Here is a 16,179-nt window from a genome sequence, read left to right on the forward strand (position 1 = left end):
TTTGTTGATAAAGTCCTTCCTATAATCCCCTATTTAGAGGGGGATTTCCCTCATTCATTTTTCGTGAGAATGAAGATATTCTTTTTCTTGCATTCCTAGTAACCATTGCTCATTGCTTAAATGTGATTTTTCCACATTCTTGAAGCATATTATCCATAGGGAAATCAATAAGATAAGTTTAATAATCAAAGTAACTATAATATCACGAGCCAATGGTTTTAGCATGTTTCTACCTCTTTTTTTTGACTCAGTATTCCAAATCGTAATGATTCCTCAATTAATGAGGCTCGGTATATGATTTTTTGAGCGGATTCAACAGGTAAATGATGTAAGGTCTCGTTTCGAAATAAATTAAGCCAACGTATAAAATGCTGTTCCTCTATGGGAGTAAACTGTTTCAGTAAAAGATGTTTTTGATAAGTATTACCATGATATTCGTTGGTCTTCAACATCACACTATTCCAAAATTGGCAAAGCCGAGGAATATGCTCGTTCCAGTCAACCTGAGCTTTATCGAAAATAGACCCAAGGACTTCATCTTTTCGCACTTTTCGGTAAAAATGAGTCGCTAAGTTTTCGATGTGTATTTTATTTAGCCCAGTCATAAATAATTCACTGATGTAAATAATTAGTAAATCATACTTAAGTTTCATTTTAAATACAACTTTAAAAGGTGTTCTATTTTTCTAGCCATTTTATAACATTGAGTAGGATTACGGTATGGTTATGCGTTTTGTTTTTTGCGGCATAAAGAAAAGTGGCTGGATGATATTTTTCTTGCTCGGTAATTTTTGTGATCAGTCCATTTTTTAGGACTTGTTTGATAGCAAAAATTTAACATACGATCTATTTTTGAAGCTTATTTAAGCTATAATTTGTGTATCGATATTAGGAAAGGGAAATAATTATGAGCAGAAATATTATGAAAAGAATCATATGTGTTGCAGTTTTTGCTCTAGGCCTGTTTTCTTCTGCCCCATGTCTTGCTTGGTATGGTGGCTATCATGGCGGCTATTATCATGGTGGTGGTTGGCATGGCGGTTATTATGGTGGTTATCACGGTGGTTATTACGGCTATCATGGTGGTTATTACCATGGGGGTGGCTGGGGCTGGGGAGGTACTGGTGTTGTCATTGGCGTGCCAGGTTATTATTATGCTCCTCCTGCTTGTCAAACCATTCGTGTCTGCAATGCTTATGGACATTGTTGGTATCAAGATTCATGTTATTAATCAATAATCCAATGACATGAAATAACCCGCAAGAGCTTCTCGCGGGTTTTTGCTTTTAAACACCACACGAGAACTATAGACGTTGTCATCCGATCAACTTAGAAGAAGATAAGCAGGCGAATAAAGTGAAAAGTTTATAGTATCTTTTGGTGAAAATTGATACAATTTATGTTTGTTTTTTCAGTATATTAAATGGTCTTTTATGGATAGCACATTAGAATATTTGAAACATCTTGACTGGGAGCGGATTGTATTTGCTGTACTGCTGCTCTTTTTTGGCTATTTTATTGCCAAAAAAATCAGTTATTGGGTAGAAAAGTTCATTGAAAACCGATTTTCCAAGCATCAGGCTATGTTATCAAGTCGCGTAGTTTTTTATGGTTTATTTTTGTTGTTTTTAGTTTCAGCATTACATGAAATGGGTTTCAAATTAACTATATTGCTAGGGACTGCCGGTTTGTTCACTGTGGCATTAAGCTTTGCTTCACAAACGGCAGCGTCTAACTTGATTAGTGGTGTATTTTTACTTTTTGAACGACCTTTTAAAGTAGGCGATGTTATTTCAATTAAAGATATTAAAGGAACTGTAGAAACTATTGATTGGTTATCTACAAAAATTAAAACAAGTGATAATCGATTGATTCGCATACCTAATGAGGGTTTAATCAAATCAGAAATTACTAATTTAAGTACCTATCCGCAAAAACGTGATGAAATAGTACTTAGAATCGATTCCGTGCATGATGTCTCTAATATTAAGTTTTTACTCCAAAAAATTTGTGACGAATGCAGCCATATTTTACCTATGCCAAGTACCAAAATTTTATTTTCGCAAATGATTGACAAGGGAGGGATCGAGCTTAAAGTGCTTTATTGGTCAAGTGTTGATTTAGCAACAGTAAGAGATGAAGTCCTTACTGCCATTAAAACTACATTTGAACAGGAAGCGATTGCTTTCATTCCCGAACGAGGTTTTATTTCTCCACCTGCCTCCTCCTCTGTAACTCCCCTGCCTTTGTAGCAGTATTTGCTTATCCGTAGGAAAATTACTCCTAGTATCATTGGGTCTATTCCCTATGACACAGGTTTAGAGAATATTTATAAAAATAGTATGATGAATTAGTTTGATAAATTTGAGTTAGTATTGGAAGGCTGCTGCTCTTCAATTGCCATAAGTGATTTGACATGCTTAATGCCCCATCGGCTCCAAAAAGTGAAGGGAGCCATGACTGCCTTACAAAGTTCGGACTCTTGATTCAGTTTAGGGTGATTGCTGTCAATACTGACATTGTCATTATGAGGTTGCGCTGGCTTGTATTCAAAGACCAGCTCTTTTATTCCACTGGTTTTTTTTAAATAGTCATTAAAAAATACAATAAACAGATCACGGTTAAAAGATATCACATCCGTTTTTACGTCATTTTCAATTGCTGCAGTAAAAAGTTTAAATGCTCTACCAGGCTCTTCAAGCGAAGAAATTTTAATTGGAAGAATTATTTTGTTGTACAAGCTGTAAAATTTAGAATTAAGAAAAGAACTCCATTCCTTTGCCATTCGAACATCATAGAGCGAATGAGTAGTCCAAGGATCAAAGCCTTGGGCAATCCAATCTTGTGCCATTGATTCAGCTGCTTCTACTATTAAATCAAAATCTTCCTGATGTTCTGTTATATAGTTTTCATAAGCCATTAGGGGTCCTCAAAACTTGAAATTTTACCCAATGGTTTAATTTTTTCAATCATAAACGTGGGCATGACAAAGAAGACAATTTTCAATTTTTTTGCAGTGAGGCACTATCAATAAATTTTTTGAGAAATCTTATGCAGATATAGTTCTTTTCTGCTTTACTTGATAAAGATAACAAAAAAGTAAAGCCACTTGCGGCTTAGGCATACTAGGTGTATGTTGAATAATGAAGGGATTGGAAGTAGGAGTTGAAATGGAAGCAACGATCGAAATTATAGGTTATTTGGCTTGTTGTTTGGTTTTTGCAACTTTTTATGTCAAAAGAATTTTGACATTACGTTTAATAGCAATCTGTTCTAATGTAGCGTTTATTCTTTATGCAATTGGAAGCACACTCTATCCAATTTTTATTCTACATTCTTTTTTATTACCATTAAATTTATATCGGATTTTTGAAATAAGAAAAAGTAGTGTGCGTACTTAGTTGTGATTTTTGCCGCTTTTATAATGATTTGAAACTAAATAGTTAAAAAAATGTAAATAAAGAGAGCTCGCATCTTATGCTGGTTTTTATCTTGTTATTATGTACATCATGTTTGAAACTTGATGGAATAGTAAGCTTGATATAAAACAGCTAATGCTTAAAAATATCAAAGAAAATTGCAAGAGCTGCTTAAGATTTTGGGGGAGAGGGTGCTCGCGATTGTTAGTTCGTAGCACAGGTGCTACGTAGTAAAGTACAAGATTTGCGATGACTTAGAATCTTGTTTTTCTTCGTTGCATTTAGGCTACGTACCTATCAATTTAGATCTCCTAGACGCTACACACATTGTTTATGTTTCTTTTCATGTTCAATTAACCATTGCTTACGGGCAATACCTCCACCATACCCTCCTAAATTCCCACTAGAATTAATAATACGATGACAAGGGACGATAATTGCAAGCTGATTTGCTCCATTTGCGTTGGCAACAGCTCTGTATGCAGTTGGTTTTCCTATAGCTTGAGCTTGTTCTGCATAGCTTCTTGTTTCTCCATAAGGAATCAATGTTAAAGCATGCCATGCCATTTTTTGAAAAAGACTTCCTATCATATGGACTGGTGTATTAAATTTTTTCAGATGTCCTGCAAAATACTCTTGAAGCTCCTTTTCAATGGATCTTATAGGAGGCGTGTTACCAGGGACGATCGCAGCATTCATTTTGTGTCTCAACCGCTCAATTTCACGCTCTAACCCACGCCTATCTACAAACTCCAAAAGATACAATGCTTCCTCATTAGCAACCACAAGGATTGGTCCTAACGGAGAATCAAACCAAGAAGCTTTCAAAACAAGAGGATGCTTTGTCAAGTGAGAGGGCGCTGTTCCCATAATTTTAGAAAAAGCATCACGAAAACCACTGCTTGATTCGTATCCAACATTAAGTTGTGTCTCAATCATTATTTTACCCTCCCGAATTTGTTTCATAGCAATACCCATTCTGCGTGCACGTGCATATGCAACAAAGGTCATTCCAAATCGTTTATTGAATTGTCTGCGTACGGTTGATGAGTCTACTCCTAAAGCCGCGAAATCACTATTTTTCCATCTTTTTTCAGGATTTGCCTCTACGGCAGCAACCAAAGTTTGGATTAAATGAGAAACTTGGTTAGGATGGGATAATGGCTGACAGCGCAAACAAGGCCTATAGGATGCCAGGAGTGCCTCTTGAGCAGTCTGGAAGAATTCGCAATTTTGAAGTTTTGGTTTTTTTGCCGGACAGGTTGGTCGACAAAATATTCCCGTTGATTTCACTCCAACATAAAAAATACCATCATATCCAGAGTCTTTGGTAAGCAATGCTTGGTAATATTGATTTTTTACTGTTTCAGTTAACATAAAATGCTCATTCTTTTTTTAATTACTATAGCTTTTTTTAAAAAAAGTGCGACCGAAATTCAGGCATTGAATTTAGATTGACTTGAATCTTGATTCTGGATGCACATAGTTACACGGGTTGCAACCGCTGTCCACTAAAGCAAATGGGCTTATTGATTGATCCTTGGACAGGTAAAGTAATTTGCACCATGCCACAGATATCTGTTCTGTAAAAAGGGATACTCAAATTTTTCATGTTTGCTAAAGTCTTAGCATGAGGGAAGTGAAAACGATTATCAAAACCCAAGGAGGCTATAGCATAAATCGGAGCAACTTCTAATAAAAATCTATAGGATGACGATGTTTTGCTGCCATGATGAGGGACAACTAGTACATCTGATTTAAGCTTATTACCATAAGTTTGCACTAAATAATCTTCGGCTATTTTTTCAATATCACCCGTTAAGAGCATACGTCCAGCATGTGTTTCGATTTGTAGAATACAAGAGCTGTTGTTCTTTCCTGTAAAATGAGTTTTAATTGGCAAGAAACGGAACGAGATCCCATCCCATTGCCATGGTGGATAATCATGACATTTTAAACCACGGTGGTAGAAATGAGGGTCATTGACCAATAGTCTGTCTACTTGCATTTCTCTCTCCAGTGAATTAAGTCCCCCACGATGATCTTTATCAGGATGACTTACAACTATCATATCCACTTTTTTGATGCCCAGGGCTTTAAGATAAGGCAAGATAACCATTTTTCCTAAATCATTTCCTTGAAAAAAGCGATCTCCTGTATCATAAAGCAAAACATGGCGCTGTGTTCGAATTGCAACAGCCAAGCCTTGTCCCACATCTAAAACATCGATTTTGGCTTCACCTGATTGGAGCATTGTTCGTGGTGGAAAAAATGGAAGCAGTAGCCAAAGCATGGCTATCCATTGAAAAGATCTAATGGGTAATAAAACCCACATCAATAAAGCTCCTATTAGCACAATCGCCATCTCCATAGAGTAAAGGGAACAATTAATATTGACTGCAGCTAAATGTTCTGTCAGCGAGAGCCCTTTAAACAATAATGAAATGAGCAAGGAAAGGGGTTTCATCAGTATCTTTGCAATACTTAAGGAACTGACGGTCATAGTCATTAATGATAAGGGGACGATGAGTAATCCCACCAAAGGTATTGCGAATAGGTTCGCAATAAATCCATTAATGGAACCATAAGCATACCAATATAAGGTTAGGGGCATTAACCCAATTAAACAGCTTAACTGTAAGACTAAAGAAGCTTTATATCCTTTGAAGCGCCAACGTTGTTGCGTTAAGAGCAAGCATGCTACAGCAAGAAAAGAAAAGTAGAATCCTTGCATAAATACTGCATGTGGTTCAATCCATAAAACACCACATAGAGCATATCGCCATACTTGCCAAGCAGTAAAACGCTGGTGACCCAAACTATAGAGTGTATAAAAAAAACATCCTATAAGAGCTCTTTGAACAGGAGGAGCAAATCCTGCTAAAAAAGCATATCCTAAAGCAGCTAAAAGACCACCGATACTTGCAATATAAGGGGCTGGAATATATAAACAAAGACGAGAGTTTCGAGTCCATAACCAACGCAGTAACCAATAAACAATGCCAGAAATTAAGGCGATATGCTCACCTGAAATACCAAATAAATGGGTTGTGCCAGTACGTCTAAATAAATCCCAGCTTTTGGGGGCAATATGGGTTGTTATATTTAACGCCAATGCTTCTATAATCCCAGCGGTTTGTTGATCAGGTGCTAATAAGTTAAGTTGATCACTTAATTGTTCCCTTAGTTCTAGCCAATTAAAAGATGAAGAGGATTTTTGCAGTAACTTATTGCCTCTGGAATGAATATATCCAGTCCAGGCAATATGACGAGTTGTGAGTGAACGCACATAATCCATACTCCCTGGATTAAGATAATTTCTCGGCTTTTTTAATTTCACATTAAATGCCCATCGTTGTCCTGCATGAATTTTAGGGGCTTTGTTGTACCATACTAATTGGATTATCCCTTGGGCCGGATGGTGGTCGTATTGTTCTAAAGCTAATACAAAAAGTGTCTTGGATGAGCCTTGGACTGGTATTGATGCAATGGTTCCTTCTATACTCGCTTGAGGTATTACCTCTACATCAGGTATTCCTTTAGGTAAATTTTGTGATTGATGCAGAGAGGCGGTGAGGACACCTAAAAGAAAAAACAGAATATTCGTGTACTTAGGAATAATGAAACAAATCAAAAAAATAATTACAGGCAAAAATCCGTGCAAGGTATATCGATATAATATGCCTATAAAAAAGCAAAAAACTTCCATTTTATTTCAAGTTGGACTATCCATTGGGAATAGATGGTAGGGAGTTATGCTCTCTTTGTAAAGCAAAATTAAATGCTATTTTCATCCTTAACTTCACGTGAGTTATGGATAAAAATTGTATTTGATCCAATATCTGCGCGGACGATTGAAGTAGTGACTCTATCCACAACTGACGTTAACTTAATGGCAATGAGTTCTGTTTGTCCGCTTTAGTTTACTAGACAAGAGAGGAAACAGCAGGGATAATTAGAGTTTTTTGTATTTAACGAAGCACATGACCACACCCCTCATTGAAATCAAACATGTTTATAAATCATATGGCTCTACTTCAATATTGAATGATATTTCTTTGAGTGTGCATCACGGTGAGTTTTTGACTTTGCTTGGCCCTTCAGGTTGCGGAAAAACCACATTATTACGTCTTATTTCTGGATTTGAAAGTCCTACTCAGGGGGACATTTATATTAATGGTCAATGTGTTAACCGCTTGCCGCCCCAAAAGCGAGACGTGCATACGGTTTTTCAAAGTTACGCACTTTTTCCGCACTTATCCGTCTTTGAAAATGTTGCTTTTGCTTTGCGATGTAAGAAAGTTCCTCCTCAAGAAATCGAAGAGCGAGTTTCTGATGCTTTAAGATTAGTCCAACTTCAGGAGTTTTCAGAACGCAACATCAAACAATTAAGTGGCGGCCAACAGCAACGTGTTGCGATTGCACGAGCAATTATTAATAGACCACAAGTCCTTTTATTAGATGAGCCATTAAGCTCTCTTGATTATAGACTTAGAAAAGCGATGCAATCAGAATTAAAACAGCTACAGAAAACTTTGAACATGACATTTATTTTTGTGACTCATGATCAAGAAGAAGCTTTATCCATGTCAGATCGGATTGTTGTTTTTAATCATGGTCATATAGAACAAATCGGAACCCCTAAATGTGTTTATGAAACACCTGCAAATTTATATGTAGCCAAATTTATTGGTGAAGCAAATATATTTGATGTTCAGGTTCATTCCCTAGAAGATACGAATCTTACTACTTTTATCGAAGGAGTATCCCTGCTTTGCAAAAATAGTGGAAATTATGTGGTTGGTGATCGAATTCATTTAACGGTGCGTCCAGAAGATATTCGTGTTTGGAGTTTATCGGAAGTAGATAAGACAGAAGGTATGTTGCCAGGACGTATTGCAGATATTATTTATAAAGGTTCAACCGTAGATTTGAAGGTTATACTTCCCTCAGGGAAAATGATTTATGCTTCAGAGTTTTTTGACGAAGATGATGATAAATTAGAATACACGCTCAATGAAAGTGTTTGGGTGCAATGGTTATCCGGTTGGGAGGTTTTATTACCTTATGAAGACTAGATCCATTGCGCTTTACACCTTGTATTTCTGGTTAATTCTTTTTGGTGTTATTCCTTTATTGATGATGCTTGTTTCGAGTTTTCTCTCAAAGGATAGTTTTCATCTTGTTGCCTTTCCTTTTACATTTGAAAACTACGCGGATTTATTTACTCCGGTTTTTGCTAAAATTTTTTTTCGCTCTTTAATCATTGCCTGTATTACTTCCTTATTATGTCTGCTAATTGCATATCCATTTAGTTATTTGATGATTAAATCAAAGCGTCAATCGATTTTGTTGCTGTTGATTTTTATTCCTTTTTGGACAAGCTCTTTGATAAGAACTTATTCATTAATAGCTATCCTTAAATTTAAGGGTGTTTTAAACGCAATCTTATTGAAATTACATTTAATTCATGAGCCTTTGTCCTTATTATATACGAATTTTTCTGTAATTATTGGTTTGGTCTACAATCTCTTTCCGTTTATGGTGCTTCCTATTTTTACCAATATGGAACGATTTGATTTCAGATTATTTGAAGCAGCTCGAGATCTAGGAGCTAGTAAATGGTTTATTTTTACGCGGGTATTTTTGCCGAATACGGCACCTGGAATCTTGTCGGGGTGTTTATTAGTTTTATTACCTGCTATGACTTTGTTTTATATTCCAAATGTGTTGGGAGGTGCTCGTTCAATTTTATTAGGTAATTTAATTCAAAATCAGTTTCTTGTTTTAAGTAATTGGCCTCAAGGTTCTGCTACCAGTGTCTTACTGACATTTTTGCTGCTTTTGTTGCTGTTTTTTTTCAGACGCCAGAAAAATGAGGTGATTCGATGAAAACACTCATGCAGCGCATTTTTCTTTTTTTGTATATGCTTCTCTTTATATTCCAATTGTAATATTGGTTTTATATTCCATTAATGATGCTAAGTTTTCATTGCAGTGGCATGGCTTTTCTTTAAGATGGTATTACGAACTCTTTCGTGATCGAGATTTGTGGGCGTCTTTTTTAAATTCAGTCATGCTGGGTTTAAGCTCGGCATTAATCGCAACGACCATGGGTCTTTTGGCTTCCATCTATTTATTTTTATTTCGTTCAAAACGCCGCAAAGTTTTATATACCTTGTTATTGTTACTCATTATTATTCCTGATTTAGTTCTTGGTGTTGCCTTATTAATTTTCTTTAATCTGACTCAGGTCCCTATAGGCTTTTTAAGTTTATTAATTGCTCATGTTACCTTTTCAATCCCTTTTGTGATATTAACTATTAATGCTCGAATCCATACGTTAAATCCCAATATTTATTTTAGCGCGTTAGATTTGGGTGCTAGCCGTTATGTTGCACTTACACGAGTTTTATTGCCTTTACTTTGGCCGGCTGTTTTAAGTGTATTTCTTTTAAGTTTTACCTTATCGTTTGATGATGTCATTATCAGTTATTTCGTGGCCGGTCCAGATTTTACGATTTTGCCATTAACCATTTATTCATTAGTTCGTGCAGGGGTTACCCCTGAGCTGAATGCTTTGTGTTCGATCATTTTTGTTCTATCCATGATTTTAGTTATTATTTCTCATCGATTATCAGGAAAACTGGTATGAAATATTTTCTATTTGCACTGTCTCTTTTTTTTGCTTCCAAGATTTTGGCTAATCCAGTTGTGAATGTTTATGTTTGGGGCGGGGAAATTCCTAAAAGTTTAATTCAACAATTTGAACGAGAGTCTGGAATTAAGGTTAATTTTTCAACCTATGACAGTAATGAAACAATGTATGCAAAGTTAAAAGCAAGCCAACAAACCATTTATGATGTGATTCTTCCCTCTGCCTATTTTGTAGAACGAATGAAAAGGCAGGGCATGCTAGAACCGTTGAGTCATCACCAACTGCCGAATCTTGACAACTTGGATAAACGTTTTGTTAATAATGATTATGATAAGGATAATCATTATAGTGCGCCTATTATATGGGGGGCAACCGGTGTTTTTTATAATAGCAATGCGATACATCGCCCACCAAAAGCTTGGAGTGCGTTGTGGGATAAAAAATGGCATAATCAACTGATGCTCCTGGATGATTCACGGGAGATATTTGCAATCGCCTTAATGAGTTTGGGATTTGATCCGAATGATAATAATCCGGAGCATATTAAAAAAGCTTATGAACATTTATTAAAACTTGTGCCTAATATTAAATTATTTGCAAGTGACAGCATTCAGGCAATTATTATCGATGAGGATGCGCTCATAGGATCTGCGTGGAATGGTGATGCGTTTAAAGCACAGGCTGAAAACAAGGCTATTGAGTTTGTTTATCCTGAAGATGGTTTCGTGATTTGGGTGGATTGTCTCGCCATTCCTAAAAATCCCCCGCATCTCAGAGAGGCGCTCCAATTTATTAATTTTATGCTTAAGGCCGAGACAAGTGCACAAATCGCATTAAAGGAAGGGCATGCTATTACTAATGAAAAAGGTCGTGCTTTGTTGCCTTCATCAATAAAAGATAATCCAATGATTTATCCTTCTGAAGAAATCATGAAAAAGGGCCAATTCCAACGCGATGTTGGAGAAGATACATTAATGCTTTATAACCGGTATTGGGAACAATTAAAGCTGGCTTTTTAATTTTATAGCGTTATTGACGTTAAGATTATTTTTATCAAATACCAGGTGTATTGTGGGCTTGTATCTCTCCACTTCTTTGATGTGCTGACGATACATTCCAGCTGGCCTGTTTAATACGTTTTGTAAAAAGACGTGATCAAAATTTTTTCTTAATGGGAGGAGCTCTTAATAAAACCTTAATGTTTCTATATTAAACTTCAGGCTCATAATTTGGTCAGTTTGTGTTTATTATAATTAGGAGTTTTATATGCCTAAGGCGTTCACCCATTTATGCAAAAATGTTAATTTAAGTTTGTATGACAATACCCTTACTGTTTATACAAAATCAAAAATGTCTTTTCCGCCAATACGTACCGAGCTCGATTTACTCATGGTTTTATTGTTTTCGCAAATGGATTGTGTGAGTGCGCAAATAGATAAAATGTTTGATATGCGCAAAAATGAACTGGGTGTTTATCGCTTTGTACATCGTGATGACTACGATCATCATTTGTATCATCAAGATGATTTTAATATGGATGACAATCATTATCATGCACAATTTGCTAAAACTATTGATGAAATTAAATTAGAAGATATTTTAGGAATATTAGAGAAGCATAATCTGATTTCATCTGAAGAGCATCAGAGTTTCATCTTAGCTTATCATGAAGCGAATACTATTCCTCTTGAGCTTACAAGTCCAACAAAAGTGGTCTTCAAAGAACAAGAAAAGAGTCAAGTAGTTTCAGGTGATACACCTTCTAAAAAACAATCTGTGAAACAGAAAGATGATGAAGTTACTTTCGGAGGCTTTAGAAGAGGATTTTTCCTTGCTGCATCCTCAAAAACAGTTGTGACAAAGAAAGAAGACTCCAAAACTTCTGGTTTGAACAACTTCTACTGATTAACATCAGATCTACGTAAAGGTAGCTCCATCATGCTGCCTTTACGTTGTTAAACGAACGCTATCCTATAAAATGCGTGGCATTTATATAGAGTACAATTCTAAATGAATTCAGTTCGACATAAAAAATGGAGTTTCAATTTTTATCGAACCTACATTAATGAGTTCCTTTGGAATGTACTTATACTATTGCAACGTGCCTCTCGGTATTGTTGGAGGCACGTTGAATTCATAAATTAAGTCTTACACTTCTCACTTAAAATATTCCATGTCTTATGAAGGTTCTATGAAGGATTCCAACAAATCGTTTGCGTCGTTCCTGAGGAATCTACGGCAGTTTTTACGTTGGCTTGATCTACTGTCATACTCGCACACGTAGTATCTTCGGTCTGGCTTCCTCGCGGTGTTGCAGTAAGAGTATAGAATGTTGCACCCAGATTACTTAAGGTGATGCTGTAGAATCCTTGCGCTGATGTTTGCGGAAAAGCAGGTAAAGAGGTACATGTATTATAAGAAAAATTTTGAGCATAGCAGCGTTCAAGAAGAATTTGGTCTTGAGCTAGTGTGGCCAAAGCATCAGCGCGGCGTGCTTTTAGCAAAAAGCTCACGTAGTAGGGGTAGGCAATAGTCACCAGTATCGCCATAACCACTAAAGCTATCATTAAATCAATTAAGGTAAATCCTTTTCTTTTAGGTTGTTTCATTTGCAATCCCTTATTGCAGTTGCCACCATCCCGTTCTTCTTCGCGTACTGTTTGGATTAAGTATAGTAGATTGACTTCCATTAGATTGGGTAATGAGCAGAACGATATTATTACCTTGATTAGGGCCAACCAAAGTTGCTGCATTAGCAAAGCTATTTGACAATTGAACGCCTACAACTCCTGAATAATTATATTGAGTATTAGGTGTCCCATTGGCATTAACCCCTATAATTTGAGGATTAGTAAATGCTCCTCCAGTTTTGAAGTTGAGTTCAAGAAGCATGGACGTAAAGCTCGTGCTGCATGATTGAGGTGGGGTATTTAGGGTGCTAATGAAGGCCCCATTAAAAACAGTAGGATTAGTAACTATACGTTGTCCTGAGACGACAAGATCATCATACCAACCGGATTGACTGTACCAGTTAATCGGTGTTGATGAGGCTGTAACTACGGGTACAGATAGGCCAGAAGTTGATGTGGAGATTAAATTAAGTGTCTGTTGTTGCAGGTTATTTCGTGTATACGTAACACTAGTTAATGGTTTATCTAAAACACCATAGATTGTCTGAGTTTGCGTATTTACTAAATCACTGGTCTGCAGTAATTGCCCAGTGCCGAATATAACGAATAACCCGGAGACACGAGGATAGGCAGGATTAAGAGTCACCACTGGTGCTGTTGTTATGGGCTGCACGGTTCCGGAAGAGTCTTTTGCTTGAAATAATAAGCGCACTGTCCAATTTGTGGGGTTGGGATCGCTTACATTAATAGACCACATATTTCCTTGTAAATCACCTGCATAAACATTGGTTATAGGTGCTCCTTGAAAACCATTTTGGTTTGCTATTGCTACTGATGATAGTCCTTGGGGAAGTGAGCTGTTACATGATCCTGGAACCGCATTACACAGATTAATCTTGCTAATGAGGGCCCCTGTTTGTGGATTAATGGCGTAAAGTACAGAAGTGTTGTTGAGACTGTTATAACCGTTGCCAAAAAAGACAGCAAAACCAGCTGGATTGGTATTTGCTCCAATTTGTGCAATTTGAGGTTGGCTGTAGCTAAGTCCCATATCGCTGTCAGTGAATTCCCACAGTACTTTTTGCGCAAGATTAGTTTCATTAATAAAACTATTGGGATTGGTAATATCTAATCCATAAATACTGTTCCCTCCAGCATTTTCTCCTCCTACAAGTAATGTGTGCCAGCTACTATCTGAAAACTGTACATCTGCTGTTTGAGGTGAGCCATCGACAAAATAACGATGACTTAAGTTGTAAAGAGGGTTAGTAAGATTGTAAAGATTAGCAAATACAGCATTAGGGATAAATGCAAAAACTTCATTACCGGTTGTTGCATTAAAGGCATGTAACATACCATCATTAGCCCCTACATAAAGTAGAGGAGTACGATTGGCATAAGTTTGTGCAAAAGATAGATAACTGCTGCTCGTATAAGGTGCTGATGGAGCACCTATATAAATGACTTGGCTATCTATAATATCCCCTAATATATGAGAACGATTCCGAAAACTGCCACCATTACGCATTTCCAAAGAGGTATTGCCACGAAGATACTGCAATCTTTGTTGGCCAAGAGTATCTGAGGGTTGGAGTTGTGTTTGTTGCGTAGTGCTTATATTTGCCCATTCGAAAGGAACTCCTGTATTGGTTGAGGGATTCCAAGTAACTATAAAACGATTTGTGGCCCATCCTGATCCAGACACTAACTTGTCTAATAGGGGTTGAGCTTGCCAGTTTATTGCACCTGTTGGTAAGCCAGTTGAAGGATTTAAAGGCATAGCAAGCAAATTCCCAGTCCAATCTTGATAGGGGGTATCATTTGAAATGAAGTTTGCCTCATATTCGACGCTGTTGTTATTAAGTTGAGTGGAACTCACTGCAGCCGCTGATGTTGTAAAAGAGCCATTTTGCACCGAAATCATGATTGCATTAAGATCGTTAACCAAATCAGTTGAATTTGTTGCAGGATAGTAATTCGTTGTACCACCGGCTACAGCCATAGCGGTGAGTGATGCTGCTGCTTGTGGGTTCAATGTAGGATTGACTCCGGCACCAAGCCCTATAATATAAGTTGGAATTCCTTGTTGTTTTAATGCTGCAATCGCGCTAATTGTGTCTGTTAAAGCCTGACAATTAGTGCTTTGCAGGGAACCATCAGGATTAAATGTAGCGGTAATGCCATAGCCTGTAGCAGCGGCACTTCCTAATGGCGGCCATAACTTACCATTTAGATCCTGGGTAGGAAGACCATCAGAAATTAAAATGACATATTTTTTTTGAGGACAACCATTACCACTGGTATTACCTAAAGAGGAAAGATAGGTTTTTGCTGATGCCATTAAACCAGCAACAGGTGATTGCACTGCGCTGGCTTTAATTTCTTTAGTTGACGTTGAATTGGTTTCTGGTTGTAAATAGGGTGTAAATACTCCAATGGCGCTATTAATGCTGGTTGTTGTTGGATTTGTGCCCGCAGAGGTCATTGGAACCAGTATGGTTCCTGAAGTTGCTGATTGAGTCCCTGAATAGCCAAAACCACGTTGGGCATAAAACACCTGTGGGGAGTATGGGACAAATCCAGCATTAGTAGGACTTGTGCCAAAACCACCAATATTAGGGAGTGATTTCGAATAGGAAATCAACACACCGCCATTATTATAATTACTTATTGAGAAATTAGGAGGGTAAGGAGTTGCAGGGCTTGGTCCACTATAAGTCAGAAACACTCCAGGAAAACTACTTCCAGCATATAGGACATCATTAATTGCTGGGTTGTCACTGGTTGCTCCAATTTGCATGTATGCATTGGAAGAAAGAACCGATGAGCCGTAAAAACTTCCAATCGAACTGCAATTACTTTGAATGGTTGAAGAAGCAGAAGTGTAATTATAACAAGGGTTGTTAACATAGGTATTGCCGGTAACAGGGGTATTAGTAAACGAAAAATTACTTCCTTGCGGAGACATGTAGTATACCCAGGTATTATAAACAGCAACGGAACTTGTTTTATAAGTGGCTAATGCAAAATCAGTAGATTGCATATACGTATTGATAATAGCTTGTACTCCGGCTTTGGCTACATTGAGGCGGCTTGCTCCGTTATCTACAAGTACACCATTTTGACTTACTGTATAAGGAGCTTGGCCACTGCTATTCGCTGCCTGCACCGGAGGAGTAAAGCCTGAAGGAACGGTATAATTAAGTGGTGAACTTGAGTTTTTGAGTGAAGCTAATCCACCTGTGAGAGATCCTGAACCGGACATAATCGCACCGCTCAAATCACCATCCATGGACTCGGAGTTGCCAATAGCAATTAACACTTGTGGATGAGTTGGACTAGCCATAATTAGCGGTATTTGTGGAATATTTAAAATAGGTGTTGATGCTGCTAGTACCAAAGTTGATACTATAAGAAATAAAAGCGCTTTTAATCCAACTCTAAAAGATTTGCTTTGTGCATGCACCATAAT

General features: G+C 37.2%; 15 protein-coding genes. 8 read left to right on the top strand and 7 right to left on the bottom strand.

The genetic code is table 11. The features are described 5' to 3' along the window. Window positions 1-54 precede the first annotated feature (54 nt). Both cydP and EL220_RS05450 read right to left on the bottom strand, forming a co-directional pair. Window positions 55-225, bottom strand: a complete 171-nt coding sequence (gene cydP / locus EL220_RS19630) for a cytochrome oxidase putative small subunit CydP (RefSeq protein WP_330987400.1) — start codon at window positions 223-225, stop codon at window positions 55-57. Next, window positions 219-653, bottom strand: a complete 435-nt coding sequence (locus tag EL220_RS05450; RefSeq protein ID WP_232002640.1) for a group III truncated hemoglobin — start codon at window positions 651-653, stop codon at window positions 219-221. The genes cydP and EL220_RS05450 overlap by 7 nt, the downstream gene beginning before the upstream one ends. Window positions 654-907: 254 nt before the next feature. On the opposite strand from EL220_RS05450, the gene EL220_RS05455 reads away from it, so the two are divergent. Both EL220_RS05455 and EL220_RS05460 read left to right on the top strand, forming a co-directional pair. Continuing rightward, a complete protein-coding gene (locus EL220_RS05455) occupies window positions 908-1,231 on the top strand; it encodes a hypothetical protein (protein WP_027271723.1) in 324 nt (107 codons plus the stop codon). 202 nt (window positions 1,232-1,433) lie between these two features. After that, window positions 1,434-2,252: a mechanosensitive ion channel family protein gene (locus EL220_RS05460; protein WP_027271724.1), complete on the top strand. Its 819-nt coding sequence runs from the start codon at window positions 1,434-1,436 to the stop codon at window positions 2,250-2,252. Between the two features lie 98 nt (window positions 2,253-2,350). Here EL220_RS05460 and EL220_RS05465 read toward each other — a convergent pair whose 3' ends face one another. Then, window positions 2,351-2,920 (bottom strand): hypothetical protein, encoded by a 570-nt coding sequence (locus EL220_RS05465; RefSeq protein WP_027271725.1) that lies wholly within the window; start codon window positions 2,918-2,920, stop codon window positions 2,351-2,353. 250 nt (window positions 2,921-3,170) lie between these two features. On the opposite strand from EL220_RS05465, the gene EL220_RS05470 reads away from it, so the two are divergent. Then, complete coding sequence (locus EL220_RS05470) at window positions 3,171-3,401, top strand: hypothetical protein (protein ID WP_027271726.1); 231 nt, start codon at window positions 3,171-3,173, stop codon at window positions 3,399-3,401. Between the two features lie 336 nt (window positions 3,402-3,737). On the opposite strand, the gene EL220_RS05475 is transcribed toward EL220_RS05470, so the two are convergent. Together EL220_RS05475 and EL220_RS05480 are read right to left on the bottom strand one after the other, a co-directional pair. Beyond that, entirely contained in the window at window positions 3,738-4,796 is a 1,059-nt protein-coding gene (locus EL220_RS05475) for a bifunctional transcriptional activator/DNA repair enzyme AdaA (protein ID WP_027271727.1), read from the bottom strand. 109 nt (window positions 4,797-4,905) lie between these two features. Continuing rightward, window positions 4,906-7,128: a DNA internalization-related competence protein ComEC/Rec2 gene (locus tag EL220_RS05480; protein WP_027271728.1), complete on the bottom strand. Its 2,223-nt coding sequence runs from the start codon at window positions 7,126-7,128 to the stop codon at window positions 4,906-4,908. Between the two features lie 274 nt (window positions 7,129-7,402). On the opposite strand from EL220_RS05480, the gene potA reads away from it, so the two are divergent. From potA to EL220_RS05505, 5 genes are all read left to right on the top strand, one after another. After that, on the top strand, window positions 7,403-8,497 hold the full coding sequence (gene potA / locus EL220_RS05485) for a spermidine/putrescine ABC transporter ATP-binding protein PotA (protein ID WP_027271729.1): 1,095 nt from the start codon (window positions 7,403-7,405) through the stop codon (window positions 8,495-8,497). Beyond that, on the top strand, window positions 8,487-9,311 hold the full coding sequence (locus tag EL220_RS05490; RefSeq protein WP_027271730.1) for an ABC transporter permease: 825 nt from the start codon (window positions 8,487-8,489) through the stop codon (window positions 9,309-9,311). Before potA ends, EL220_RS05490 begins: the two co-directional genes overlap by 11 nt. A gap of 184 nt (window positions 9,312-9,495) precedes the next feature. After that, window positions 9,496-10,074, top strand: coding sequence for an ABC transporter permease subunit (locus tag EL220_RS05495; RefSeq protein WP_232002641.1), 579 nt, complete (start codon window positions 9,496-9,498; stop codon window positions 10,072-10,074). After that, window positions 10,071-11,096 carry an ABC transporter substrate-binding protein gene (locus EL220_RS05500; protein WP_027271732.1) on the top strand — a complete coding sequence of 342 codons (1,026 nt, stop codon included), beginning with the start codon at window positions 10,071-10,073 and terminating at the stop codon, window positions 11,094-11,096. Before EL220_RS05495 ends, EL220_RS05500 begins: the two co-directional genes overlap by 4 nt. A 247-nt stretch (window positions 11,097-11,343) precedes the next feature. Next, window positions 11,344-11,982, top strand: coding sequence for a hypothetical protein (locus EL220_RS05505; protein ID WP_027271733.1), 639 nt, complete (start codon window positions 11,344-11,346; stop codon window positions 11,980-11,982). A gap of 284 nt (window positions 11,983-12,266) precedes the next feature. Here EL220_RS05505 and EL220_RS05510 read toward each other — a convergent pair whose 3' ends face one another. Continuing rightward, window positions 12,267-12,686, bottom strand: coding sequence for a type IV pilin protein (locus EL220_RS05510; protein ID WP_027271734.1), 420 nt, complete (start codon window positions 12,684-12,686; stop codon window positions 12,267-12,269). Between the two features lie 10 nt (window positions 12,687-12,696). After that, window positions 12,697-16,176: a pilus assembly protein gene (locus EL220_RS05515; protein ID WP_027271735.1), complete on the bottom strand. Its 3,480-nt coding sequence runs from the start codon at window positions 16,174-16,176 to the stop codon at window positions 12,697-12,699. Between the last annotated feature and the right edge of the window lie 3 nt (window positions 16,177-16,179).

Source organism: Legionella sainthelensi, from assembly GCF_900637685.1.
GTDB classification, from domain to species: domain Bacteria; phylum Pseudomonadota; class Gammaproteobacteria; order Legionellales; family Legionellaceae; genus Legionella; species Legionella sainthelensi.